The sequence below is a fragment of the Collimonas sp. genome (genome assembly GCF_035566555.1).
In the GTDB taxonomy this organism is placed as follows: domain Bacteria; phylum Pseudomonadota; class Gammaproteobacteria; order Burkholderiales; family Burkholderiaceae_D; genus Collimonas.
The window spans coordinates 1-22,562 of sequence record NZ_DATMRB010000151.1 but is presented as its reverse complement, the minus strand read 5'-3'; the positions used below and the strand labels follow the sequence as shown (position 1 = coordinate 22,562).

At 57.0% G+C, this 22,562-nt stretch carries 25 protein-coding genes; 5 read left to right on the top strand and 20 right to left on the bottom strand.

Annotated elements, in window-relative coordinates; all coding sequences use genetic code 11:
* Positions 1-136 precede the first annotated feature (136 nt).
* From VNZ65_RS18890 to VNZ65_RS18870, 5 genes are all read right to left on the bottom strand, one after another.
* Complete coding sequence (locus VNZ65_RS18890) at positions 137-553, bottom strand: DUF2716 domain-containing protein (RefSeq protein WP_325671750.1); 417 nt, start codon at positions 551-553, stop codon at positions 137-139.
* A 131-nt stretch (positions 554-684) separates the two neighbouring features.
* The gene (locus VNZ65_RS18885; RefSeq protein ID WP_325671748.1) at positions 685-942 is read right to left on the bottom strand and encodes a hypothetical protein; all 258 of its coding nucleotides are present in this window, start codon (positions 940-942) and stop codon (positions 685-687) included.
* Between the two features lie 166 nt (positions 943-1,108).
* Complete coding sequence (locus VNZ65_RS18880) at positions 1,109-1,414, bottom strand: hypothetical protein (protein WP_325671746.1); 306 nt, start codon at positions 1,412-1,414, stop codon at positions 1,109-1,111.
* Positions 1,415-1,525: 111 nt separating this feature from the next.
* The gene (locus VNZ65_RS18875; RefSeq protein ID WP_325671744.1) at positions 1,526-2,368 is read right to left on the bottom strand and encodes a HEAT repeat domain-containing protein; all 843 of its coding nucleotides are present in this window, start codon (positions 2,366-2,368) and stop codon (positions 1,526-1,528) included.
* Positions 2,369-2,500: 132 nt separating this feature from the next.
* Positions 2,501-3,709 carry an MFS transporter gene (locus VNZ65_RS18870; RefSeq protein WP_325671742.1) on the bottom strand — a complete coding sequence of 403 codons (1,209 nt, stop codon included), beginning with the start codon at positions 3,707-3,709 and terminating at the stop codon, positions 2,501-2,503.
* Positions 3,710-3,939: 230 nt separating this feature from the next.
* Between VNZ65_RS18870 and panB the strand changes: the two genes are divergently transcribed.
* A complete protein-coding gene (gene panB / locus VNZ65_RS18865) occupies positions 3,940-4,770 on the top strand; it encodes a 3-methyl-2-oxobutanoate hydroxymethyltransferase (RefSeq protein WP_325671741.1) in 831 nt (276 codons plus the stop codon).
* Positions 4,771-4,778: 8 nt separating this feature from the next.
* On the opposite strand, the gene VNZ65_RS18860 is transcribed toward panB, so the two are convergent.
* The 3 genes from VNZ65_RS18860 to VNZ65_RS18850 are packed head-to-tail and all read right to left on the bottom strand — an operon-like array spanning position 4,779 to position 6,349.
* Positions 4,779-5,402, bottom strand: a complete 624-nt coding sequence (locus VNZ65_RS18860) for an FMN-dependent NADH-azoreductase (RefSeq protein WP_325671739.1) — start codon at positions 5,400-5,402, stop codon at positions 4,779-4,781.
* On the bottom strand, positions 5,399-5,851 hold the full coding sequence (locus VNZ65_RS18855; protein WP_325671737.1) for a GNAT family N-acetyltransferase: 453 nt from the start codon (positions 5,849-5,851) through the stop codon (positions 5,399-5,401). Before VNZ65_RS18855 ends, VNZ65_RS18860 begins: the two co-directional genes overlap by 4 nt.
* Positions 5,852-5,911: 60 nt before the next feature.
* Positions 5,912-6,349, bottom strand: a complete 438-nt coding sequence (locus VNZ65_RS18850) for a carboxymuconolactone decarboxylase family protein (RefSeq protein ID WP_325671735.1) — start codon at positions 6,347-6,349, stop codon at positions 5,912-5,914.
* Positions 6,350-6,463: 114 nt separating this feature from the next.
* Between VNZ65_RS18850 and VNZ65_RS18845 the strand changes: the two genes are divergently transcribed.
* Positions 6,464-7,885 (top strand): PLP-dependent aminotransferase family protein, encoded by a 1,422-nt coding sequence (locus tag VNZ65_RS18845; RefSeq protein WP_325671733.1) that lies wholly within the window; start codon positions 6,464-6,466, stop codon positions 7,883-7,885.
* An 84-nt stretch (positions 7,886-7,969) separates the two neighbouring features.
* Here the strand turns inward: VNZ65_RS18845 and VNZ65_RS18840 are convergent, their stop codons facing one another.
* Both VNZ65_RS18840 and VNZ65_RS18835 read right to left on the bottom strand, forming a co-directional pair.
* Positions 7,970-8,344: a DUF427 domain-containing protein gene (locus VNZ65_RS18840; protein WP_325671731.1), complete on the bottom strand. Its 375-nt coding sequence runs from the start codon at positions 8,342-8,344 to the stop codon at positions 7,970-7,972.
* A 109-nt stretch (positions 8,345-8,453) separates the two neighbouring features.
* Positions 8,454-9,047 (bottom strand): TetR/AcrR family transcriptional regulator, encoded by a 594-nt coding sequence (locus VNZ65_RS18835; RefSeq protein WP_325671729.1) that lies wholly within the window; start codon positions 9,045-9,047, stop codon positions 8,454-8,456.
* Between the two features lie 99 nt (positions 9,048-9,146).
* Here VNZ65_RS18835 and VNZ65_RS18830 point away from each other — a divergent pair, with 99 nt between their 5' ends.
* Both VNZ65_RS18830 and VNZ65_RS18825 read left to right on the top strand, forming a co-directional pair.
* Positions 9,147-9,572: a cupin domain-containing protein gene (locus tag VNZ65_RS18830; protein ID WP_325671727.1), complete on the top strand. Its 426-nt coding sequence runs from the start codon at positions 9,147-9,149 to the stop codon at positions 9,570-9,572.
* A 25-nt stretch (positions 9,573-9,597) separates the two neighbouring features.
* Positions 9,598-10,005, top strand: a complete 408-nt coding sequence (locus VNZ65_RS18825) for a glyoxalase/bleomycin resistance/extradiol dioxygenase family protein (RefSeq protein ID WP_325671725.1) — start codon at positions 9,598-9,600, stop codon at positions 10,003-10,005.
* A gap of 25 nt (positions 10,006-10,030) precedes the next feature.
* On the opposite strand, the gene VNZ65_RS18820 is transcribed toward VNZ65_RS18825, so the two are convergent.
* Positions 10,031-12,499, bottom strand: coding sequence for a phosphocholine-specific phospholipase C (locus tag VNZ65_RS18820; RefSeq protein ID WP_325671723.1), 2,469 nt, complete (start codon positions 12,497-12,499; stop codon positions 10,031-10,033).
* Between the two features lie 202 nt (positions 12,500-12,701).
* Positions 12,702-13,736 (bottom strand): AraC family transcriptional regulator, encoded by a 1,035-nt coding sequence (locus VNZ65_RS18815; RefSeq protein ID WP_325671721.1) that lies wholly within the window; start codon positions 13,734-13,736, stop codon positions 12,702-12,704.
* Between the two features lie 99 nt (positions 13,737-13,835).
* Between VNZ65_RS18815 and VNZ65_RS18810 the strand changes: the two genes are divergently transcribed.
* Complete coding sequence (locus VNZ65_RS18810) at positions 13,836-14,738, top strand: sterol desaturase family protein (RefSeq protein ID WP_325671719.1); 903 nt, start codon at positions 13,836-13,838, stop codon at positions 14,736-14,738.
* Positions 14,739-14,761: 23 nt separating this feature from the next.
* Here VNZ65_RS18810 and VNZ65_RS18805 read toward each other — a convergent pair whose 3' ends face one another.
* The 8 genes from VNZ65_RS18805 to VNZ65_RS18770 form a co-directional block, all read right to left on the bottom strand.
* Complete coding sequence (locus VNZ65_RS18805; RefSeq protein WP_325671717.1) at positions 14,762-15,187, bottom strand: GFA family protein; 426 nt, start codon at positions 15,185-15,187, stop codon at positions 14,762-14,764.
* A gap of 96 nt (positions 15,188-15,283) precedes the next feature.
* Positions 15,284-15,511 carry a hypothetical protein gene (locus VNZ65_RS18800; protein ID WP_325671715.1) on the bottom strand — a complete coding sequence of 76 codons (228 nt, stop codon included), beginning with the start codon at positions 15,509-15,511 and terminating at the stop codon, positions 15,284-15,286.
* A 32-nt stretch (positions 15,512-15,543) separates the two neighbouring features.
* Positions 15,544-15,807, bottom strand: coding sequence for a PAAR domain-containing protein (locus VNZ65_RS18795; RefSeq protein ID WP_325671713.1), 264 nt, complete (start codon positions 15,805-15,807; stop codon positions 15,544-15,546).
* 20 nt (positions 15,808-15,827) lie between these two features.
* Positions 15,828-17,210 carry a T6SS immunity protein Tli4 family protein gene (locus VNZ65_RS18790; protein WP_325671711.1) on the bottom strand — a complete coding sequence of 461 codons (1,383 nt, stop codon included), beginning with the start codon at positions 17,208-17,210 and terminating at the stop codon, positions 15,828-15,830.
* 155 nt (positions 17,211-17,365) lie between these two features.
* Positions 17,366-17,629, bottom strand: a complete 264-nt coding sequence (locus VNZ65_RS18785) for a PAAR domain-containing protein (protein ID WP_325671709.1) — start codon at positions 17,627-17,629, stop codon at positions 17,366-17,368.
* A 20-nt stretch (positions 17,630-17,649) separates the two neighbouring features.
* The gene (locus tag VNZ65_RS18780; RefSeq protein ID WP_325671707.1) at positions 17,650-18,948 is read right to left on the bottom strand and encodes a T6SS immunity protein Tli4 family protein; all 1,299 of its coding nucleotides are present in this window, start codon (positions 18,946-18,948) and stop codon (positions 17,650-17,652) included.
* A 23-nt stretch (positions 18,949-18,971) separates the two neighbouring features.
* Complete coding sequence (locus VNZ65_RS18775; protein ID WP_325671705.1) at positions 18,972-20,765, bottom strand: hypothetical protein; 1,794 nt, start codon at positions 20,763-20,765, stop codon at positions 18,972-18,974.
* A 14-nt stretch (positions 20,766-20,779) separates the two neighbouring features.
* On the bottom strand, positions 20,780-22,562 hold a 1,783-nt coding region (locus VNZ65_RS18770), incomplete at its 5' end, for a type VI secretion system Vgr family protein (RefSeq protein ID WP_325671703.1).

Below are 22,562 nucleotides of genomic sequence, written 5' to 3'. Positions count from 1 at the left end.
TACCAAAATAAACACAAAAACTTATTCACTACTTTGTGATGGCGAGCAATGGCGAGTGTCGCCTGGACTGCTGCGAAAAATCATCGATCTCTAAGAACGAACTCCAGCAAAGTCAACAACGCTACTAGCGTCACGCTTACCGAAGAACCGCCTGAACAAATTCGTCTCCGAAGAGGCAAATGCTTGGTTCCCAAGGATGGCCAAAAGTACCGCTACACATATCCTTTGCCAATAGAATCGCATAGTCACCGTCCGGAAAACCGTTGACCCAACTACTTTTGGCAGTGCTTCTGTTTATGGCGTAGCACTCATGCTGCCAATCGAGATAGTAGATTTCGTTGGAAAGAGAGTCGGTTACCTCAAATGCATCGAAGATTGACGTTTTGAGCTCGCCGAGCATTTCATCGTTGACGTTGGCAGCGAAACCGAAAGTGATTGACCGCAGCGGTTCAGATATAGCTGGAAATGGGCCGTTGACCGAAGGTCGAAAGTTAAACCGCTCATAAAAAATGTCCCATATCTTCTGATATTCCGAATTTTCGAGTATGCGCATGATGACTGTCTAACGTGTGAACGCTTGAATCGCTATAAGTTTAGAAAACGCTTTCGAGCGGCGGGTTTTGGCCGATATCGCCCAACGTCTTCAACATTTACAAACTCAGTAAAACCGCAAAAAATTAATCCTTACTTGATTCGGTTTTTGTGCGTAATTTCTTTCAGATTGCTCATCAACGCCTCGCTTTTTTTCTCGTTTGATTTGGCAATTAACTTCCTCACACCGTGGAGAAACATACAAGCGCCGATAACGACAAACGCTGAAGCTTCCAGTTGGCGCCAGGAAAGTGGTTCAGTGTGAACGAAAAGATATGCCCCAATCAAAGCCATGAGCGGACCAAGTAACCACGTTGGCAACATTTCCCAAGGTAGAAATCCTAATCCCATTATTCCCTCCAATCCCAATCGGATATGAAATCAATTAAAAAAATATGGTATTGCGAACGACTACTTCAGAGACCGCTTCTGGCCGATTTGCGCCAATCGTTATAAAAATGAGAGGACACTCATAAGCGGCCATCTAGATTGCTAAAACCCGCAGCGATATTCGGGCCTAGGGTGCCGAATCAGACTTCGGAGTAAACGAAATACCCTCCAAAATATTCATGACTGCGTCCCTGACATCGCTGCTTTCTGAGGCCACGGAGAACGTCCAGTTATCCATCATAATCTGCACCGGGAATTTGTCTATTATCAAATCCGCGGCATACCCGTCCAAGATATCGACGATATTGGGTGTCGGGAGCGAAAACGCAGTACAGAGTGAGGAAACAACCACTAGAAAGTCATCGGTTTCATATGGGAATATGTCGACCGATGGCCATTTATTACCGACCCATTGTGATTTGGTGAAAGTCATTCGACTCCTTAGTTACACCTAATGTGCCAATAGCTACAGATTCGCAGATGCTCCGACGGTCCGGTATTGGCCGAATTGGGCCGGTTACGTACCCAAAAATCTAGGCCGTTCCTACATTTTGGTACGACTACACGACACAATCGCATCTAAAAGATGTCGATACCAATATGAATCAATTGTGTCTTTGTCGTTAACAGATTTCTTTAATGCGTTCAGGCGATCCAAAAGCAGCGGACTCGCCATTCGTTCCGCAGCATCCAGTTCAAAGACTCGGCAGTCAGTGTCCAACAATTCGAGCAGGACTGAGACGACTCGCTCATCCTTGCGAATTGCCAGGCCGACCACCGCCTCACCTCTGACATCTTCATCGCGGTCCTGTAAATTGCGCCATAGTAGGTCCCGTATATTGGGATTATCTGCTCGATGCATTGAGCCGATGCTAAAGGTCGCCCAATTGCGAACGTCATCAGAGATGTCTGTCGCAAGCCTTAATAGTGCATCAATTGATTCGACCTCGATGTAGCTGCCTAACGTAATGGCTACTTGGAGACGTATCTGTTGATCTGGGTGACTTGCAAATCTAACGAGATTCGGCAATGCCGACTGATGCGGCCTGTGGGCAAATCCAGAAATTGCGGCACGTACAACTTCAACGCAGTCATCCCGCAAACCAGCTAACAATATCGCTTGCGTTTCCCGCAACGCATACTCCGCGCTTCCCATTGTCCCCCATTTTTTTTGACTTCTGCGAAGCTGTGATGCGATATACAAACCCAGAGCTCGTTTTCTCCAATTCCGACACTTTGCAAACCTCCGGGCAATAGCGAGAGATTCAGATGATCCACGCATCTGCAACTCTGCGATTGCCTGCCAACTCTTGTCACTATTCCAGTCTTGAAGTGCGATACCGACGAGGCTTTTGAGACTATGCATCATTGGATTACCAATATTCATTCTGGTCGATTTCTTCCTACGTTCTATGCGTATTTTGAACGGCAGCTTCTGGCCGAGAACCGCCGGTCAAAGCCGCGAATTCATAGAAATAGATATCCCGCGCCTGACAACACTGACACAAATGCCGGGCAATCAGCTACCCAATCCCTTCTGCACCTGCCACGACAATGGCAATGTGAACAGCAGGATCGCCGCCAGCGTTATCACGGCAACGGGAACGCCAGCGACGTCGCCCAGCCGGCCAAACAGCACCGGCGATAGCGCCCCGCCGCCGATGGTGCCGGTATAGAACAGGGCGAAAGTCTGCTCGCGCTTGCCCGGGCTGGCCAGTTCCGGCACCACGCCGTACAGCACCGAAGACGTGCCGTTCAAGGCTAGTCCCAGCAGCGGCAGCATTGCCATCGTTCCGGTCAGCGGCAGCCACACCGCCAGCAAGATCAACAGCGACGTGGCGGATTCCGTCAGCCACACTGTTTTCATCATGCCGATGCGCGCTCCCAGGTAACCGCATAACAGCTTGCCGAAGGCGCCGCCGACAAACAATAGCGACAAGGCCAAGCCGATGCCGGCTGTGCCGGCGCCTTTGCTTTTCAAGAGGAATGGCAAGAAGGTCAAAAATCCCATCCGCACCGCGCTGTCCAGGGTGCCGGTCAGCAGCAGCGCACGCAGCCCGCTGGCCGAGCCGGTGCCGGCGATGGTCTTGGCGGCTTTTCTTTTAGCGGATGCCGGATCGCTCCGGACCGGAATCAGGTACCACAGCAGGCCGGCCGCGGCCAGGCCTAGCAGCCCCATCAGCGTCACGCTGGTCTGCCAGCTCATGACCAGCAGCGACAGACCCACCAGCCCGGGTATCAGCGTCTTGCCGATGTCGCCGGCAAAGTTGTACTGCGCCAGCGCTTCTTTGACCCCGCCGCCTGCTTCATACGTATCGGTGACGATGGAGGACGCCAATGGATGCTGGGTGCTGGCGCCCAACCCGCCCAGCAGCAGTGCGATCAGCAGCACCGTCAGGCCGCCCGCCTGGCCGGCGATGAGGTAGGCAACGCCGGCCAGCGCCGTCCCTCCCACCAGCATGCGCTCCCGTCCCCAGCGTTTGGCCAGCCTGCTGGCCAGTAGCTGGAAGCCGGCCATCATGCCGGAATAGGAGCCGCGCAACAGCCCTACCAGGGCGTAGCTGATGGAAAATTGCGTCTGCCAGATTGGCAAGAGCACATAGATGAGGTCGGTCAGGCCGTCATGTACGGCGTGAGCGCTGCAGGCGGCTATCAGGGAACGGCGGCGGACCGACATGTCGCTGGAGTCCAGATCACGGGAATTTGATGCGATTTTCAGATCGTTCATTGTTCTGAGTGGCGGGAATCAAAATGCGGTTAAAACGCGATTACCCGCATCATACAGTTCCCCGTGCTGCCCTGCCCGGCCCTGCGATGAGTCCATGCTTTTCGGTTATGATCATTCCCCTTTCCGCTCCTGAGCATCAGGAATGCTCGAGAGCTGGGGTCTAGCCGAGCATGGCGCCGGCGCATGGGCAACGCGCGGCGAGCATGATTTTTCAACATCAAGGAACGATTATGTCTGGATATCTGCAAGAACCTGAAAGCGCCGTGCGCAGCAAAGCGGTCACCGTGCCGGCGCTGCTGGCCATGCGCGCTGCCGGTGAAAAAATTGCAACGCTGACCTGCTACGACGCGAGTTTTGCGTCGCTGATGGACCATTGCGGCGTTGATTTACTGCTGGTGGGAGACTCGCTCGGCAATGTCTTGCAAGGGCACGGCACGACCTTGCCGGTGACGATCGCGGATATTGCCTATCACACGGCATGCGTCGCGCGCGGCAACCGGACTGCGTTGCTAGCCGCGGACATGCCATTCGGCAGCTACGCCACGCCGCAGTCGGCATTCGACAATGCGGTGAAACTGATGCAGGCAGGCGCGCAGATAGTCAAGCTTGAAGGCGGCGCCTGGCTGGCCGATACCGTGCAATTCCTCACCGAACGCGGCGTGCCGGTATTCGCCCATCTTGGCCTGACGCCGCAAGCGGTGCATCAGCTGGGCGGCTTCAAGGTGCAGGGAAAAACCGCCGAAAGCGCTGAGCAGCTGAAAGCCGACGCCATGGCGCTGCAGGCAGCCGGCGCAACGATGCTCCTGCTTGAGGCGATTCCGAGCGCACTAGGCAAGGAAGTGACGGAGATGCTGGCGATTCCTACCATCGGCATTGGCGCCGGCCCGGATTGTTCGGGGCAGGTGCTGGTGATGCACGACATGCTGGACGTCTTCCCTGGCAAGAAGGCGCGCTTCGTGCGCAACTTCATGGCAGGACAGCCGAGCATCGAAGGCGCGGTGCGCGCCTATATCAAGGCAGTCAGAGACAAGTCCTTCCCTGCTCCGGAACATTGCTTTTAGACGCTCAGTCACATCGCCAGCTGCTCACATGCGCTGGTCAAGGACAATTTTTCAGCCAGTTGCTGACGCGCTTCGTGCACCGCCTGCGCCACCGCTTCCGAGCCGAAAACCAGCCCTTGCAGCGGAAAAAAATGCACATCGCTAATGCCGATCGAGGCCAGCGCATAGCGCAGATACGGCGTCAGGAAGTCGGCCTGTTTCGCTCGTTCGCCTGCAAAGAATCCGCCGGAGCTGACCAGGATGAAGGTCGGGCGATCCTTGATCAGGCCGACCTTGCCTTGCGGCGTCGCCTGGAAACTGCGGCTGATGCGTATCACATGATCGAGCCACAGCTTGAGCGCCGCCGGTATGGTGAAGTTGTGCATGGGCGTCACGATGAACAGCATATCGTGCTGCTCCAGCTCAACGATCAGGCGTTCCGACCAGTCGAATTCTTGCGCATCGGGAGCCGCTTGCGAAGTAATGGCCATGGCATAGTCGCGGCCGATGGGCGGCAGCGGCGACTGCACCAGGTCTCGTTCGGTGATCTGCGGATTGTCTATGCCTGATGCGGCAATCGTTTCCCGCGCGAGGCGGTAACCATGGCTGGCGTCGCTGTGCGGGCCGCTGTTCAATAGCAAAATGCGTGTCATGTGCTTGCTTCCTGTATCAATGGTTCGACGAAATGCATGCCTCTTGCAAGCAGCCCCTGGCGGAAATAAAAGCGTTGCGCCAATGCCATATGCAAGCCGGTATCCAGCACAAAATGCCTGCAGTCAAGGGTCATGGCTTGTTGGCGCGCGGCTTGCAACAGCCGCGCGCCCAAGCCGGAACGGTGCAGCGATGCGCTGACCACCAGGTCATCGACGTAGACGAAACGGCCGTACAGCAAATTGTCTTGCAGCCGGTAGCCAGCCAGGCCGACGATGACGCCATCGCGCCATGCCGCCAGCAAGCGATAGCCTTGCTGGCGTTGCTGCGCGATCTGCGCCTGGTATGCTGCGCGGTCGCGCAGATGCGGCCGCAATTCCTGCATCACCGGGAAAGACGCCGCCAGGTCGGCGTCGCTTTCAATGTGTCTTATTTCTAGCTGGGACTGCATGCATTTCTCCGAAAACAATGGACGGCGGACCTGCGGCCCGATTTACCGAAGCGCCGGCGATTACTCCGGCATCTTGCGGAAAGCGATGGCAAAGCGGTTCCAGCTGTTGATCGAGGTCACCAGCAAGGTCAGCTCGACCAGTTCGGCGTCGGTAAAATGCGGACGGACTGTTTCCCACACTGCATCCGGCACGTGGTTTTGCGACACTAGCGTCAGCGATTCGGTCCATTCCAGTGCGGCGCGCTCGCGCTCGCTGAAGAACGGCGTTTCGCGCCAGGCGGCGACGGTCGCCATGCGGCGTTCCGATTCGCCAGCTTTGCGGGCGTCGGTCACGTGCATGTCCAGGCAGAAGGCGCAACCGTTGATTTGCGACGCGCGCAGGCGCACCAGTTCCTTCAGCAGAATGTCCAGCGTGCCTTTGTTGATCTGGTTTTCAACGCCGATCAGTGCTTTGATGGCGTCTTTGTCGGCACTGTAGAAATCGAGGCGGGTTTGCATTTGCTGCTCCTTGGTAAGGTCAATCGAAGTGGATAAGTGGTGTTTGCTTGAGGTGTAGTATGCGAGAATCATGGCCGTGTTAGAAGGGCCAAGAAATGATAAAAGGACTAGTCCATGAATACCCCTGAGCTGGATCTGCGCATCGATCGCGCGCTGGAATTGCCCATGTACTTGCAGATATGCCAACGCTTCAAGACGGCGATCGCGCAGGGCAATCTGCGGGCGGGCGACCGCGTGCCTGCGGTGCGGGCGCTGGCGACCGAACTGAACCTGGCGCGCGGCACGGTGGAAATGGCTTACCGCATCCTCGCCGACGAGGGTTATTTTCTGATCAGGGGCGCGGCCGGCACGGTGGTATCGCCGTCTTTGCCCCCGCCTGCCGCCCTTAAACCGCATGCAACAAAGAGCGGACAAACGCCAGCCGTCATCGTCGACCACGACGGCAAGGCGCCGAAACCATTGCAGATGGGTTTGCCGGCGCTCGATGCATTCCCGCGCAAGGTGTGGAACCGGCTGGTCGGGCAGCGCCTGCGCGGCTGCGAACCGGCGCGGCTGGCCTACCCGGATCCAGCCGGCTACGACCTTTTGCGTGAAAAAATTGCAACTTACCTGGGTGTTTCGCGCGGCGTGACCTGCCTGCCGGAGCAGGTGTTCATCACGACCGGCTTGCGCAATACGCTGGAACTGAGCCTCAGCAGCCTATCGACTGCCGGCGATGGCTTCTGGTTCGAAGATCCCGGCTACATTTTTGCGCGCCTGTTTTTGCAAACCGCTGCCGTCAAGCTGGTGCCGGTGCCGGTAGACGAGCATGGATTGATGGTCGAGGAAGGTAAACGGCTTAGTCCGCACGCGAAATTTGCGCTGGTCACGCCCTCGCACCAAAGCCCGCTGGGCGTGACGCTGTCGCTGGAACGCCGGCTGGCGCTGCTGGAATGGGCCAGCAAGGCCGGCAGCTGGATTATCGAAGACGATTACGACAGCGAATTCCGCTATCAGGGACGGCCGCTGCCGGCGCTGAAAAGCCTGGACCGCAATGATCGCGTGATCTACAGCGGCACCTTCAGCAAGGCGATGTTTCCAGGATTAAGGCTGGCGTATGCGGTCGCGCCGGCCAGCGCCGTGGCACATTTTCAGGCGGCATCCTACAACCTGAACGCCGGCTGCCCTTACCTGCTGCAAGCGGGCATTGCCGACTTTATCGCGGAAGGTCATTTCTCAAGACATCTGAAAAAAATGCGCCTGTTGTACGCGGAACGCCGCGCCGTGACCTCGCGCGTATTCCAGGAAGTACTGGGCGACCGCATACGGATCGATTTGCAGCCGGGTGGTTTGCACATACTGGCAAAACTGGCGGCTCGCGAAAATGATGTCATGCTGGCGAACCATGCCCGCGCTGCAGGCCTGGCCTCGCCTCCTTTGTCGCCCTGGTACATCCATGCCAAGCCGCAGCAAGGCTTGCTAATGGGTTTTGCCAATGTCGTCGATGAAAAGGAGGCGCTACGGCTGGCGCTGAAACTCAAACAGGCATTGCCGTAGCAAAAAATTGCCGGCAGCTCTATTTTGGCGATCGACAGTTCTTCCGTCCCGTTTGCGGCTCTTTGCCTGGTGCTGGAGGTTGCCCTAGCGCTCCTCTATCGCATCGACCCGCCCTGGATAAAAAGCCAGGTGCTCCTTGATGCCAGCCACTGCCGCGTACGGCGTCTCATAGGACCAGACGGCATTGAGCGAGCGCTCGCCGCCGGCTGGAATGCTGTAATACGAACAGTCGCCCTTGTAGGGACAATAACTGGTGTGCTCGGTACGTTCCAGCAGCGTCATGTCGACATCTTCGCGCGGAATGTACTGGACTGCGGGGTAAACCGCTTCTTGCAGCGTCAACGCCTTGCGCGTATCGGCAATGATACGGCCGCCGAGGGTGACCACGATGCGCGCCGGATTGGGCGTCACCGAGATGGGATGATCGGGTCCGGGAATCTTGACAGGCTTGGAACTCATGATTTGTCCTTTCAGGTGATTGCAGTATCAATGCCTTGCGCCGTTGCAGGCGGCCTTGCATGCTTGAAAGAATACCGGGAATCCGATAGACGCGCCGGCGGCAAGCCGTTCAAGCGGCAGCCTCGCCGTTGGCAATGCGCATCGCGGCAGCCTGGATGGTCGCTGCGATCTGCTCGGCCAGCGCCGGATCCGACACCGCACGCGCCATGCTGACGCCACCGGCCAGCATGGCCAGCAAGGCCCAGGCGCGTGCCTGGCGCTCCGCCTCGCTGCCGCCCGCCAGGCCTGCGGCGACCGCCTCGGCCACTCCCAGCAACGCGGCCTGGTAGGCCGCACGGGTTGACGCTCGCGCACGTTCGACTTCCGGCGACAAGCTGGGCAAGGTGCAGGCCTCGCCTAATTCACAGCTGCGCTTGTAACCCAGGTAATAGCTCACGAACACGGAAATCCAGCCGGCCCCGTGCTGCGCCTGCAGCGTCTCGATGCCGCCGCGCAGTTGCTCCAGCCCGGCCACAACTGCAGCCTCGAATGCCTCCGACTTGGAATGGAAATGGCCGTAAAAAGCGCCATGCGTCACGCCAGCCTCGCGCGCCAGGCCATCCACGCCTATGCCGCCGTAACCAAGTTTGCGGAAACCGCGGCCAGCGGCATCCACAATGCGTGCCCTGCTCTCTTCCTTATGCCCGGGGGCGTAGCGCACCATGGCGGCTCCTTTATGTGACGATCGAAATATAATCATTGACAGCATTACGATCGTAACATAATCTGCAGCCAGCAGCCACGAAACTCACCGGAGGTTCATATGCTCTCATTCAGCAAAGTCCGCCTGGCAGTCGCCGCGGCGGCCGTCGTCATCACATGCGCCGCAGCCGGCGCTCGGGCGGAGACGGCGCCGGATCCTGCCGCCGGCATTACCCGCACCATGCTGCAACGCTACGCCATTCCCGGCAGCGACCAGGAAATGCGGATGGATCTGATCGTCTTTCCCCCGGGCGCCGCCTCGCCCCTGCATCATCATCCGGTCGCCGGGCTTAATTACATCTTGGAAGGGACGGCGGAATCGGCCTATGGCGATGAACAACCGCGTCTTTACCACGCCGGCGAAAGCCTGCAAGACCGCGCCACCGTTCCGCATACGCTGTTCCGCAACGCCGACCAGCATGCGGTCCTGCGTTTCCTGATTTTTTACACCGTCAAGGTCGGCCAGCCCTACCTTGTGGTGCCGTGAGACTGGCAGAGAAAGGGAATTCATCATGCAGTTGTCCAACTATCTCTTTTTCACCACGAGCTGCGAACAGGCGCTGGCTTTCTACACGCAATGCGGCCTCGGGGAAATCACGGAAGTTTTGCGCTATGGCGTCAACGGCATGGCGCCGCCCACTCCACAACTGCAGGGCAAGATCATGCATGCCCGCTTCGAAGGGCCGGGCGTGCTGTTTTTTGCGTCGGACAACCACGACGCCGAGCCCATGCGCGGCTCGGCGCATATCCTGATGCTGGATCAGCGCAGGCAGACCGAGACCTTGTTTGCGCAGATGGGGCAAGGAGGCCAGGTGAGCACCCCGCTGGCGGTCCAGCCCTGGGGCGATTTCTACGGCAAGCTGACCGACCGCTTCGGCGTGCAATGGATGTTCAACTGCACGGACCGGACAGCAAGCTGACCGGCCCGCCACTGCAAGCCCGGGTTCAGGCTGTCACGGTAAACACGACCGGACCAGCCAGCTGTTCGGCATAACCGTCATTGGCGAGGAACCAGACCTTGTAGGAACCGGGCGCCAGTCCCTGCGTCTTCAGCGTCACCTGGCCGCTCAGCGCCGCGGCATATTCATACACGCTGTAGGTTTTGTAGCCGGCCTGGTCAGGCACCGTGGCCGCGGCCGGGAACACGCCGATCCAGTTGCGCGGATTCTGCGTCTGCAGCGCGGTGCTGTAGTTGAAGGCAAGCGTGCCGCCCTGGCGTATGCGCGGCGTCGGCGTTGACAAGGTCGAAGGCGCTATCACGCCGATCTGCGGATCGGTCCAGCTGCGCGCCGCGCTCTCGACGTGGCCGGCGATGCGGCGCAGGAAGCCGGCGTCCGAGTCCGCCGTCACGCTGAAGTCATACCAGCCCTTGGCCGCCGCCAGCGGCACCATTAGCCGTAGCGACCTGCCAGCCTCGACCCGGTACGGCGCCACAAAACCGCGCGACGGGCCGGCATTGGCGCTCACGGTGAAGGTACAAGTCTTGGCGCCGGCTTCGTTGAAAAGGATCAGGACAATCGCCTGACGCTCGTAGTCGTCGCGCACCAGGATTTCCGGGCGCGCCGCGGCGGCGCTGCCGGCAACTGCAAAACTGCCTTTGCATTCCCTGAAAAAACCGTTCGGACCATGCACGCGCAATTCATACTGATCGCTGCTCCAGTTGCCGAGCGCAACGTCGCGCAATGCTTTGCCTGCTTCCACCGCGTACTGCCATGGCCCGTCCTGGCGCAGATTCGAATAGGCGATGAAAGCCGCGCCAGCCCGGCCGGTGTTGCCCAGGTTGAGCTTCAGCTCGCGATGGCCGGACTGCGCCGCCGCGCGGACGTCGACATGGAATTGATACGGCAAATGGCAGGCCGGGCGCGGGTTCTGGTTCGATTCCTGCAGCGGAAAGGTCTGCTGCGCCGGCGGCGTCGCGCTGACCGGCGAATCGACATTCTGATAAGGCGGCGCCGGAGTGATCTGCGGCCAGGCCTTGTTCGGGTTCTTGAAATCGAAAGCCGAGGTCAGGTCGCCGCAAACCGCGCGGCGCCATGGCGAGATGTTCTTGCAGGTGACCTTGTCGCGATCCAGGCCTTTGCCTGTCGACAGCCACTCTTCCAGGAAGCGCAGCACCGAAGTGTGATCGAACAACTGCGAGCAGACCTTGCCGCCGCGGCTCCACGGCGAAATCACCAGCATCGGCACGCGGGGTCCTAGGCCCTTCGGCACCTGCTGGTAAACTTCGCCGATGGTCGGATCGGCCAGCGTGGTCAAGCCCTTGTCGGCACTCATCGGCGGCACGTTGGGCTGCATGTGATCGAAGAAACCGTCGTTTTCATCGTAATTGATGAGGAACACGGTCTTCGACCAGACTTCCGGATTGCTGGCCAGCGCGCCCAGCAGCCTGGAGGCGATATCCTCACCGGCGTTGGGGGAAGCCTCTGGATGCTCGCAATATTCGTAAGGCGCAAAAATCCAGGAAACCTGCGGCAACGCGGTCTTGCCGTTGACGCCATCAATATCGCGCTTGAAGGCCTTGATCAGCAGATCGCCCTTGGTGCCGGCGGTATTGCCCTGGTTGGAGCCGTCGGCCAGCGCCCTGCCGTTGATATACAAAGGCGAGCTGGTGCTGAGGCGGCTGCCGTCGCTGTTGACGCGGAAATTCCTGAAATAGGCCAGGTAGTTGTCGCCGTAATTATCGAACTCCTGATAAGCCTTCCAGCTGACGCCATTGGCTTGCAATACTTCCGCGTAAGTCTTCCAGTTCGGCGCGGCGGCGGTGGTGGCGGCGCTGATGTCGTCGTTGTTGAGGTCGCCGTTATAGATGGGATTGGCGTTATACAGGTTGCCGTCGTTGAGGCCGGTAATGTTTTCGCCGGCAGTGCCGGACAAGGCATAGAAGCGGTTCGGATCGGTCGGCCCGAAAATCGAACAGTGATAGGCATCGCAGATGGTGAACGCGTCCGCCACCGCATAGTAGAACGGCAGGTCGCCGCGGTCGAAGTAACCCATGGTGTAGGCCGTCTTCTTGGGCACCCAGGCATCCCAGTTCTTCCACGCATCCTCAGTACCCTTCCAGCTGTGGTTCAGGCCTACATGGGTGGCGTTCGTACCCTTCGCATCGAAATGGTAAGGCAGCACATAGGAGCCGCCGTTCGGCTGGAACCACACCGACTGCCCGCTGGGCAGCGAGATGGCGCGCGGATCGCCGAAGCCGCGGACGCCGGCCAGCTTGCCGAAGTAATGATCAAAAGAGCGGTTTTCCTGCATGAAGATCACTACGTGCTCGACGTCGGCGATGGTGCCGGTCTTGCTGTAGGCGGGAACCGCCAGCGCTTGCCGGATGGTGTCGGGAAAGACGCCCGCGGCCGCTGCTGCTGCCGCCGTTTTTGCCGTCAGGGACAGAAAATCACGCCTGCTCTTTTGTGTCATGTGCTTATCTCCGGGAATGGTTGCTCATTGCAGAATGCGAACGACAGGCTATAGCGTTTATATGACGCCCTCATGACGCCGCGGCATGCAGCGGCAGCGTCATGCCAAGCTAGCATTCGGGTCCGGGGAAAACTTGTGACGAGGCGACAGCTAACAGCCACATTGCGTCGGTGGCGCTGCTTTCAGGATCTGAGGGTAGATCTCAGCGGGTGGCGGAACTGAGCAGCTGCAGCCGGAACGCATACGGCGCCTGCCCGCTCCAGCGCCGGAAGGCGCGGGTGAATGCGCTCTGTTCGGAATAGCCCAGCAGCTGGGCGATTTCGGCCAGCTGCAGGCGCGGATCGGCCAGGTAATCCTCGGCCAGGCGCAGGCGGATGCTTTCGCGCAGTTCTCTGAAGTTGACGCCGCTGGCGGCCAGCCGGCGATGCAAGGTGCGCGCCGAAACGTGCAGCTCATTGGCGACCAGCTCCAGCTCCGGTTGGCCTTCGCGCACCAGGCGGGCGATGCAGCGCCGCACCGCCTGTTCAAAATCGTCGCTGGGCGGCAGTTGCGCCAGCAAGACGTCGGCCTGCCGTTCCAGGACATTCAACAGGACCGTATCCGGCTGCCGCAGCGGCAACCCCAGCAGCGCTTGCGGGAAGCGGATCGAGGTCAGCGGCTGGTCGAACAGTACCGGACAGCCGAACCATTCGCGATAGGGACGGATGTCGGTCGGCGCCGGATTCACGAAGCGGATTTCGGTTGCGGCGATGCGGCAGCCGGTGGCGTTGTGGGCCAGCTGCAGCAGCGCGGTGATGGCGCATTCATCGACCAGCGGTCCGGGACGGCCCTGATCGACGCCCCATTCCAGCAACAGATCGGCGCCCTCCTGCACGCTGCGCATCGGATTGACGTCATACAGCAGGCGCTGGTATTGCAGGGTGCGCGCCAGCGCCGCTCCTAGGTTCGGACAGGCCAGCAGCACATAGCCCATCACGCCGAAATGGGCCGCCGTGATGGTCTGTCCCAGATGCAGGCCGAGCAAGGGATCATGCAAGTGGTCGGCGGCGCGTTGCAGCAAGCCGCGCCAGGCCAGCACCGGGTAGCGCAGCGAGCCGCGGTCGGCCGCTTCCGGCGCAGCGACGCCCAGCAAGGCGGCCGCAGCCACGCCACGCTGTTCCAGATACTCATATAGCAGCCGCACATAGGTGCTGGGGACAACGCCCCGGGGCTGCTGTTCTGCGATGGTTTGGTGCATGGCGAGAATTGTCAAATATTTGTCTGACGCGGTCAAGCCTTTAAGCAAGGCACAGCGTTAGAATCAAGCGTATCGACAAAGCGCATGGAGCGGTACATCATGATGGATCTGATTGCCTGGATGGAAAGCACGTTCGGCTCCCACATAGAGTGGAAACAGGTGGTGCTGATCGGCATGACTCCCCTGTTCCTGCTCGGCTTTGCGATCGAATGGCAGGTCATGCGCAAGCGCGGCGCCCGCCAGCAGTTCTATTGGAAAGACATCCTCACCAACCTCACCCTCGGCAGCAGCTACCAGCTGTTCGAACTGGCGGTGCATGTGATCTTCGTCGGCGCCGCCATATTCTGGTTCTGGCATCACCGCTTCTTTACCATCCCGATCAACGGCTGGACCCTGCTGCCGATCTTCCTCTGCGTCGAATTCTGCTACTACTGGTTCCATCGCTGCAGCCATCGCGTGCGCTGGTTCTGGAGCGCCCACGTGGTGCACCACAGCGGCGAACACATGAACATGACGACGGCGATGCGCCAATCCATGCTGTATCCGATCACCGGCTGGTGGCTGTTCTTCATGCCGCTGGTGCTGCTGGGCGTGCACCCGGCGGTGGTGTTCATCCTGTACGCCTGCGACCTGGTGTATCAGTTCTTCATCCATACCGAAAGCGTCGGCAAGCTGCATCCGGTGCTGGAGTACTGGTTCGACACACCCAGCAACCACCGCGCCCATCACGGCCGCAACGACCGCTATATCGACAAGAACTATGGCGGCGTGCTGATCATTTTCGACCGCCTGTTCGGCACTTATGTAGAAGAACAGGAAGCCGTGGACTACGGCATCAAGCGCCAGATTCACAGCCACAATGCGCTGACGCTCAATTTCCACGAATTCATCGCCATGTGGCGCGACGTCGCCCAGCCGGGCAGCCTGGCGCAGCGCCTCAAGCACCTGTGGGCGCCGCCGGAATATGAACGCGCCGTGGCGCCGTCGCCGACGGCACACTAGTTCACTGAAGCATTCAACCTGGACTAAGCCATGTGCTCGATGCCTGCCGGCATTTCAACCCAGCTATGCATGCGTTCTTCATACACCGAGAAGGTGGGCGCGGGAAAGGCTGGATCTGCGAACGCTCCCACGGGGATGACGACGCTGTCTTCGCGACCCTCGCAAATGTAGTACACCGTGGCGCCGCAGGTGGCGCAGAAGTGGAATGCGGCCCTGCCGCCGCCATCGCCGACCCGAACGAAGGAGTTCGATGCCCCGGCGATGGCCACCGCGCTTGCAGGAAATCGCGCCTGCGCCGCGAACACGCTGCCGGTCCTGCGCTGGCAGGCCAGGCAGTGGCAAACGGAAACGCGGACAGGCTCGGCCGACGTGATGGCCGTGAGCTGGCCGCAAGAGCAACTGGCGGTTCGGGTGGTCATATTGAGCTCTGCAGGTTCCTTGGACGTCATATTATATACATCCAGTTTCAATGCTTCAGGGGACTGGCAGGCAACGGCCAAACGGACGTCGCAGCCGGCTTTCGCGCAAGCACAGTGCCGCCGGCTTCATTGGGTTGTAACCGCCTGCCCCTGGGAATAGCCTGCAACAAAATTACGCATTCTTTTCAGTAATATCGGCACAGAATATCTTGCGGTTTTTCTTTTACTGCGCCGACGTTGAGCCACGAGGATTTCACATTCCCATTGGAGCACTATTTTATTACCCACGTAGTGCTCAGACAAACAAAGACCGCCTCGCTCTTTGGCAATCTCCCGCATGTCTTCGATTGTCAATCTGATTCTTTTATTGCCTGTCATCGCTCTTGCTAAGATTTTCCAAAATTCGACAAGCTGGAAATCAGGCTTGCGCCGCAGCTCGTTTTATGTCCGCCGAACGCCACGGCTAATCCGCCGACAATGAAATTGGGATCGCCTTCGACGATGACGCAAACAGTGTGGCCCTGGATAGGACACATGCAATTATCGCCAACGCGTGCCACCGGAATCCCTTCAACGATAAATGGGGCACTGGCCGAGACGACCTTGCCGCCATGGTTGGTAGCATCGCCGAGTCTGATTACGTTTGGCATGTGGGTTCCGTCTGCACTGGTCAGCCCGGAGGCGCCTGGTCAGGGAGCGCGGCCCCTGGCGTGTCGCCTGCGTCAGTTTTGGCAATAACCTCAACAGGCGGCGCGACTGTTTCGTCATAAGCGACGAGCGACCACACTGTATTTAAAGAATGACTCGGTCGCTGACCGCGTAGCGTTTGCCAAATATTGGTATCGCCAAGAAGAACCGCAGTTGGCATCGCTTCGCCGGCTTTGAAGAAACGCCGCCGACCGCCGTCAATATTCCCTGTTTCGACGCATTGCCACCAGCCGGTTTGCGGGCAGATCGCGCCAGTCGCGACAACCTCACCCAATGGCGCTTGCGGGGACGATGGTGTCGGATCTGCGCTACTGACTTTGGCAGGACCAGTTGGACGCACCCGGATCGAATTAACAATACTATCGAATAGTTTGGTAGCTTCATCATCGCTCAAAGTGGGACGTCGAGGGTGTCCGTTTAGCGGGGTGCCGCTTTCGTATTCAAGTACGAGATCAGGCAACAAGACTTTGTCTTTTGTCCCACTTGCTTCCCATCTAAACGAATGTTGCTTAATTCCTTCTTCCGTCGGCAATAGCTCCAAAATTTCTTCGCCTTTGCGGTCGCCTACATCGTGCGTTCCTCGTCGCAGTGTTTTCAGCTGCCCTGCAACAGATGCATATACTACAGGCAGTGGATGGCCATCGACTCGCTGCAGCAACGTTTTCTCACCAGCTTTACTTACGGTTGCCGTACTGACGGTAATGATCAAATCTGGCCAGCGCGGGAAGTGAAAACTAATGCTCGCATTCTCATATTGGGTCTGAGCAGCATTATCGGCAATGAACCCATCTTTTATACAAAATCCAGGCTCTGACGGGATTTCGTCAGGTTGACGATTCCGTAGGCGAGGAAGTAAATCATTTTTAAGGCGGCTAGAGACTTCGTTGCGGAATACAGTCTCGTCAAAATTCTTCTGTTTCAAAGAAAACAGGTGATCATGGTCTAACTTGTACGCCTCAAAGCCATAGTCTTTGTCACCATAAACATTTTCAAAGGTCACCAGTACTTTCCCGGTCGAGCCTACAGAATATGCTTCTTTCAACGACCTGCTTTTGTCTGGATTGACGGCCTTGAGCGTTGCCTCACGCTTTTCCATTTGGGCCGCAAAAGCTTTCGGATCGATCTGAGTCTTCTCGGATTCAATTCGTCCGTATATAAATTCGTTACTTTGGCCGTTGATTTCGGCGTCTTTCGGTACATCAAGCAAGAAGCGACCGACGCAGTATGTTTTTGTTTCACTCATTACAGGCTCTTTAGCATAAGCGGTCAGATTACCGAAACCAGCGATAACTGCGAGACCGAATCGGATAAACCGCTGACAGGTGCCTGGACGGAAACAGAACATGTTTTTCCTTTAATTTTCGCTAGATCGCTGAACGGCACCACGCCCCATAATTGTGCGATAAAAGCCATGTAAATGCAGATCATCACGATCTCTGTCAATCTGTTTCATTTCTTTGAATACCTGATGAAGCCGATTATTTCTAGTTACTGACCGTGCTAAGACTTACCAAAATTCGACAAGCTGGAAATCAGGCTTGCGCCGCAGCTTGTTTTATGTCCATCGAACGCCACAGCTAATCCGCCTACAACGAAATTCGGGGCGCCTTCGACAATGACGCAAACGGTATGCCCCTGGATAGGGCACATGCAGGTATCGCCGACGCGGGCCACCGCGATGCCTTCAACAATGAACGGCGCGCTGGCCGAAACGACTTTGCCGCCATGGTCCGTTGCATCACCAAGTCTGATTACGTTTGGCATGTGGCCTCCATTCATGCTAGTTAGCTTGGCGTCGGTTCGCCAGGGAGCGAGGTTCCTGGCGTGCCGTCCGCATCTGTTTTAGCTACCGCAATAGGCGTTACTGCTGTTTCTTCATAGGCGACCAAAGACCACACAGTGTTTAGGGAATGGCTGGGTCGCTGGCCACGTAACGTTTGCCACATACTGGCATCGCCGAGAAGAACCGCGGCTGGCATCGCTTCGCCGGCTTTGACGAAACGTCGGCGGCCGCCGTCAATATTCCCGGTTTCGATACATTGCCACCAGCCAGTCTGCGGACATATCGAGCCGGTAGCAACAACCTCACTCAGCGGCGCTTGCGGCGACGATGGTGTCGGGTCTGCGCTACTGACTTTAGCCGGGCCGGTTGGGCGCAGGCGGATAGAGTTGACAATACTGTCAAATAGTTTGACGGCTTGTTCGTCAGTCAAAGATGGACGAACATTTTGTCCCTGTTCTTTTCCTTGCCCATTTCCGGTAGAAAATTCCAGATGCAGAGTTGGTTTGAACGGGTCATTCATTGCACCTTGAGTTTCCCAAACGAAGTGGTGAACTTTGACTCCTTCTTCGGTAGGAAGGACATCCAGAGTCTCTTCGCCAGAAAAGCTACCAACCAGATGTGCACCTTTTCGCAAATTCCTTACCTGCCCGGCTACCGATGCAAGCTCGGCAGGTAGTGGATTGCTGGCGATGCGTTGCAATAGAGTTTTTTGTCCCGCCTTGTTTACGGTACGACTGTAAACGGACACCCACAAGTCTGGCTGGTCTTTAAAATTGAGCTGAATTTTAGCCTCTTCAAATACACGCCCATTACCATCATTTGCGATAAAGCCGTCCTTAATACAAAGGCCCGGCTCTGCTGGAACTTCGTCCGCTCGGCGAGCGCGTATAGATGGAAGTACCGTTGATTTCAGTTGATCGACAACTTGAGGAAACGAGCTATTGAAGCCCGTATGCACCATAGAGAAAACTGTACCTTGGTTAAAACGATATGCTTCTAATCCTGTTGATGGTGGATCATTCGGAAATAAATCGTAAGCTCGCGACAACTTAAAAAGTTTTGTGTCAGGAGATGGGGTCAGTACTTCGGATAGCTTGAACTGATCTTTTTGCTTACCGGCCTTAAGTTCTGCTTCCCGTTTTTCCATGCGCGCTGCGAATCCCTTCGCATCGAGATCAGTGCGTTCGGATGTGACAGGACCGAATAAAAATTCAGACTGTTGCCCGATTTCTTTTATTTGGCTGCCTTCAGGTAAGTCAATCAAAAACCGACCAAAACAAATACTAGAAGTCTTATTCATCACGGGCTCCTTGGCATTAGAAGTCATGAGGCAGAAGCCAGTGAGGATTGCGAGGCCGAATCTAGCGAATCGTTTGGAGTGCCGGGAGCGGTACATGTTTCTCCTTTACTTTGTGGCAAATCTTTTGCAGGTGTCGCGCCCTGAATAATTTTTCCGAGACAATACAACACGTTCTCAATCACGTTTTTGTCTTTATAACTCTCGGCGTGAGTGAAACCTTTCATTTTAAAGACATGCGTCGCCTTTTCACCGACAAGCTCACCTGAATGTATAGGAACCGTGCCATCACCGGCATCTGGATCATCATCCTTTTCAGGCTTTGTTTTATCTTGCAGCATGAAAGTTATACCGTCATTTTCCGAGCCAACTTGAGCTTTGCCAAACGTAGTCCATCTTTCTGTTGGCAATCCGCTCAATCCTTCCTTTACGTTATTTGGTATATCAGCATGCGTTATCCAATGCACGCTACCAAATGAAATCTGTTTGTGATCTGAACCGAAATGGGCGTAGGTGTTTGGATGGCAGTAAACGCCCGCCTTTTCGTGAAAATCTCTCGCTTGAGTTATCGAACTTTTATATGAATCCAAGGGTGTCGTATTGTCCTGATACATTTTTGCGGGATCGATCAAAGTCTCATCGATCATACCCCACCACGCGTCTTGTACCCGTTTTGCATAAATCTCAGCGTAAGGGTCGGCCAACGGCAATGCGGGCATTAGTGATTCGCGCTTGCCGTTCGAGATTCTTTCCGTATAGAGCCAACCGGGCGGGTAATGTTTAGTCGGCAATAACTCCAAGGGGCCGGGAGAATTAGCCATAACGCAAGTAATGTCCGCCGCGCTCCATCCGATAATCGTTGCCGCAGCAGCGCCTGGTATATCCAACCAACCTCCGACTTCAGTACCAGCACGGAAACGTCGATACACCACCGGCGCGCCGCCCATTGGTTGCACACCATTTACCACACCCAGAATTTTACCTTCGGAAATTTGTGCTGCCCGACGCGTTACCATGCCGCCCATCGAATGGGTGACGATGATGACCTTGCCTTCTGGAATAAAATATTTGGTCTTGCTGTACCAAGCCAGCGCCTCATCGATACGCTTCAGTAAAGTTTGTGCCGATTTTTCATTGCTTTCCAGCCAGTTGTAGCCGCAGCCCCACACGGGATAATAGTAATCATCCAAACGTGTGAATTCATCCTTGGTCAGTGCTGTTACTTCACCTTTAATCGGATTCCATGTCTTGAGAATATCTTCCTCTTTACCTGGCTTCCCTTTCTTAAGAGTTTTGGCCAATTTCCAAACATCCATTTCTTGAGGGTCTTTTGTGCCGGGATTAAGATACTGATCGTTAAGTGCTCTTTCCAGCTCCGGCAAAACCTCACCATAACTATCCCAGTGTAATTCCCCCCAGCCCCGTCGCCGGGCCTCTTCCGCAGTGAGCGTGTCGACGCCGCTCGGCATCGAAATTTTTCCAGTAGGGTCCACCTCCGTCATGCTGGGAGTCATTTGTTTTTGCCGATCTACGGGCTCTTGATTGCCGCGCTTGATCCACTCCCCAATTCCCGCAAGTTTGCCATTTGGCGGGCGCCAGGCTGCAGTCTGTTTCGAATCCGATTCCTTGGTTGCCCGTAGATTCGTCCCCATGATACCTGGTACAAAAATCACAGGAATTACGTGGCGCGGTGGGACGATGGCTAGTGATCTACGCGTGAAACTTTTAGGGCTACAGACCGTAGCAAAGGTCGGTTCGCCGTCTTTGTCGAATTGCAGCGTCAATCGGCGCGTGGCGTCCGGGAGAACTGGTTCACTCATGATTTATCGAGCCTTCAAGGTTTCAGATGTACCGTCAACGCCTTGATGACGCTGTCGGTGATAGTACTTTGTGTGGCGCCGTTGGCAGCGGATTTTCCAGTATCCTGCACCCCACCAGCAGTATCGCGGACCTCATACGGCAGGTTTTCCCTAGCCTTGCCGCTGCGTCCGGAAAACGCGATCTTTTCATCGGTAGCCAGCGTCGAATGCGGCATATTCGGCAAAGCTGTATTGCCACCGCCGCTGCCGCCAAAGTTGAATGACGGCGCTTTAACGTCGACCGGCGCCGACGAAGACATCGTGATCTTGCCGTTACCGATGACAATTTCCGCGCCGTCGGTACGCAGCACAATTTGCGGCGCCTCCAGCAGCAGCGATTCAAGCGAATAAACGTGCATGCGCTTGGCGGCGCCCAGCTCCATTTCATTGGCCTGCGCCTGAACCTGGATATTGCCGGTAGCTGCAATTAATTTCGCATCTTCCTGCGGCACGAACATCGACAAGCCTTGTCCGGCCCGTACCTGCACCTTGCGGCCGGCGCTCAGATTGGCGTCCTGGACTGCGATCATGTCCAGATTGGTGCCGGCGGCAGTCGTGACTGAGTTGGGGCTGGACACAGCGATACCAGCCGCGCCAGACACGGCGATTGCTGCCGCGCCACCCGGTTTGTCCGCATCCCAGTTTTTGATCTGGTCAACGAGTTTCTGGGCCGGAGCTGTGTCGGTTCCGCCGGCCTCATGGGTGGTAGCAAGTTCTGCCAGTTGTTTAGCGATGGCCAGCGCTGTTTCCAGCTGACCGATCAGTTCCTGCCGATCCAATACTTGACCGCTGGCATTGGGGCGGGCGTCGGTGCTAATCAACAGTCCCTGGGCAGCTCTGATGGCTCCCGCTAAATCCGTGCGCGCTTCTAGGCCAGCCCCCCGCTGCTCGGAACTGCCGTCCGTGCGCGGGTGGCCGATCCAGCCTTGATTGAGCTGCGTGGCACCAACCTCGGAGGACAATTTTGTTTTGGTTTGTCCGGTGCTATCATCGAACAGGAGTTCCCCGAAGCCTGTGCCTTTGACTTCCTTTGATCGGATACCGTACAGGGCTGAGTTGCCCGGCAATGATCCCTTGCCGGAAAATCGGGTGGGTGTCCTGCTGGCGTTATTGATATTCGCCATGAACACAGGTTTATCTGGATCATTTTGCAGGAAGAAAACAATTCCTTCACTGCCCACGCGGGGCCAGAAGGTGGCGCCGAAGCCGGCATCGGCCCAGGGCGAAGCGACCCGCAGGCGCGCTGAATCGCTGGCCGTATCCGAGGCGCCGGCCTTGGCGTGTTCTTCTGGCAGGGTAAACAAGAACCTTACGGCTATGCGTCCCTGATCGTCTACATCAATTTCTTTATCTCCGCTGCCAGTGACGCGCACGCTGATCGGTCCGACATTCGGCACGCAAGCGGGGTCATAGGTCGGGACAATAGGAACATTGGCGCGGACGCATTCAAAGCGGTTGCTGTAAATCGGGCCTTCCACGTCCAGATGCAAGGCATTGCGCACGGTCGAGTCCAGCAGCAGGTTATTGCGTGCGGACAGTTCGATGCGCGTCAGCACGAAGCGCCGCTCATCCTGGGGATGGGTATCAATCTCGGGATGGCCGGTCAGCGAAAACACCGTGGCAATACTGCCGCTGAGAGCACGATTAACGCCCTCCCCGCAGAAATGCTTGCCAAGGTACTCATGGGCCTGCATCTGCTTGCGTGTGACACGCTCAAGCTCTTCCTGACTATCTGCCGTGTGCGGCGAGGCATAGTGA

Excerpts from the sequence above, each read along its gene's own strand:
- VNZ65_RS18890 (WP_325671750.1), bottom strand. The coding sequence starts at position 553 with ATGCGCATACTCGAAAATTCGGAATATCAGAAGATATGGGACATTTTT.
- VNZ65_RS18885 (WP_325671748.1), bottom strand. The coding sequence starts at position 942 with ATGGGATTAGGATTTCTACCTTGGGAAATGTTGCCAACGTGGTTACTT.
- VNZ65_RS18880 (WP_325671746.1), bottom strand. The coding sequence starts at position 1,414 with ATGACTTTCACCAAATCACAATGGGTCGGTAATAAATGGCCATCGGTC.
- VNZ65_RS18875 (WP_325671744.1), bottom strand. The coding sequence starts at position 2,368 with ATGAATATTGGTAATCCAATGATGCATAGTCTCAAAAGCCTCGTCGGT.
- VNZ65_RS18870 (WP_325671742.1), bottom strand. The coding sequence starts at position 3,709 with ATGAACGATCTGAAAATCGCATCAAATTCCCGTGATCTGGACTCCAGC.
- panB (WP_325671741.1), top strand. The coding sequence starts at position 3,940 with ATGTCTGGATATCTGCAAGAACCTGAAAGCGCCGTGCGCAGCAAAGCG.
- VNZ65_RS18860 (WP_325671739.1), bottom strand. The coding sequence starts at position 5,402 with ATGACACGCATTTTGCTATTGAACAGCGGCCCGCACAGCGACGCCAGC.
- VNZ65_RS18855 (WP_325671737.1), bottom strand. The coding sequence starts at position 5,851 with ATGCAGTCCCAGCTAGAAATAAGACACATTGAAAGCGACGCCGACCTG.
- VNZ65_RS18850 (WP_325671735.1), bottom strand. The coding sequence starts at position 6,349 with ATGCAAACCCGCCTCGATTTCTACAGTGCCGACAAAGACGCCATCAAA.
- VNZ65_RS18845 (WP_325671733.1), top strand. The coding sequence starts at position 6,464 with ATGAATACCCCTGAGCTGGATCTGCGCATCGATCGCGCGCTGGAATTG.
- VNZ65_RS18840 (WP_325671731.1), bottom strand. The coding sequence starts at position 8,344 with ATGAGTTCCAAGCCTGTCAAGATTCCCGGACCCGATCATCCCATCTCG.
- VNZ65_RS18835 (WP_325671729.1), bottom strand. The coding sequence starts at position 9,047 with ATGGTGCGCTACGCCCCCGGGCATAAGGAAGAGAGCAGGGCACGCATT.
- VNZ65_RS18830 (WP_325671727.1), top strand. The coding sequence starts at position 9,147 with ATGCTCTCATTCAGCAAAGTCCGCCTGGCAGTCGCCGCGGCGGCCGTC.
- VNZ65_RS18825 (WP_325671725.1), top strand. The coding sequence starts at position 9,598 with ATGCAGTTGTCCAACTATCTCTTTTTCACCACGAGCTGCGAACAGGCG.
- VNZ65_RS18820 (WP_325671723.1), bottom strand. The coding sequence starts at position 12,499 with ATGACACAAAAGAGCAGGCGTGATTTTCTGTCCCTGACGGCAAAAACG.
- VNZ65_RS18815 (WP_325671721.1), bottom strand. The coding sequence starts at position 13,736 with ATGCACCAAACCATCGCAGAACAGCAGCCCCGGGGCGTTGTCCCCAGC.
- VNZ65_RS18810 (WP_325671719.1), top strand. The coding sequence starts at position 13,836 with ATGATGGATCTGATTGCCTGGATGGAAAGCACGTTCGGCTCCCACATA.
- VNZ65_RS18805 (WP_325671717.1), bottom strand. The coding sequence starts at position 15,187 with ATGACGTCCAAGGAACCTGCAGAGCTCAATATGACCACCCGAACCGCC.
- VNZ65_RS18795 (WP_325671713.1), bottom strand. The coding sequence starts at position 15,807 with ATGCCAAACGTAATCAGACTCGGCGATGCTACCAACCATGGCGGCAAG.
- VNZ65_RS18790 (WP_325671711.1), bottom strand. The coding sequence starts at position 17,210 with ATGTTCTGTTTCCGTCCAGGCACCTGTCAGCGGTTTATCCGATTCGGT.
- VNZ65_RS18785 (WP_325671709.1), bottom strand. The coding sequence starts at position 17,629 with ATGCCAAACGTAATCAGACTTGGTGATGCAACGGACCATGGCGGCAAA.
- VNZ65_RS18780 (WP_325671707.1), bottom strand. The coding sequence starts at position 18,948 with ATGAATAAGACTTCTAGTATTTGTTTTGGTCGGTTTTTGATTGACTTA.
- VNZ65_RS18775 (WP_325671705.1), bottom strand. The coding sequence starts at position 20,765 with ATGAGTGAACCAGTTCTCCCGGACGCCACGCGCCGATTGACGCTGCAA.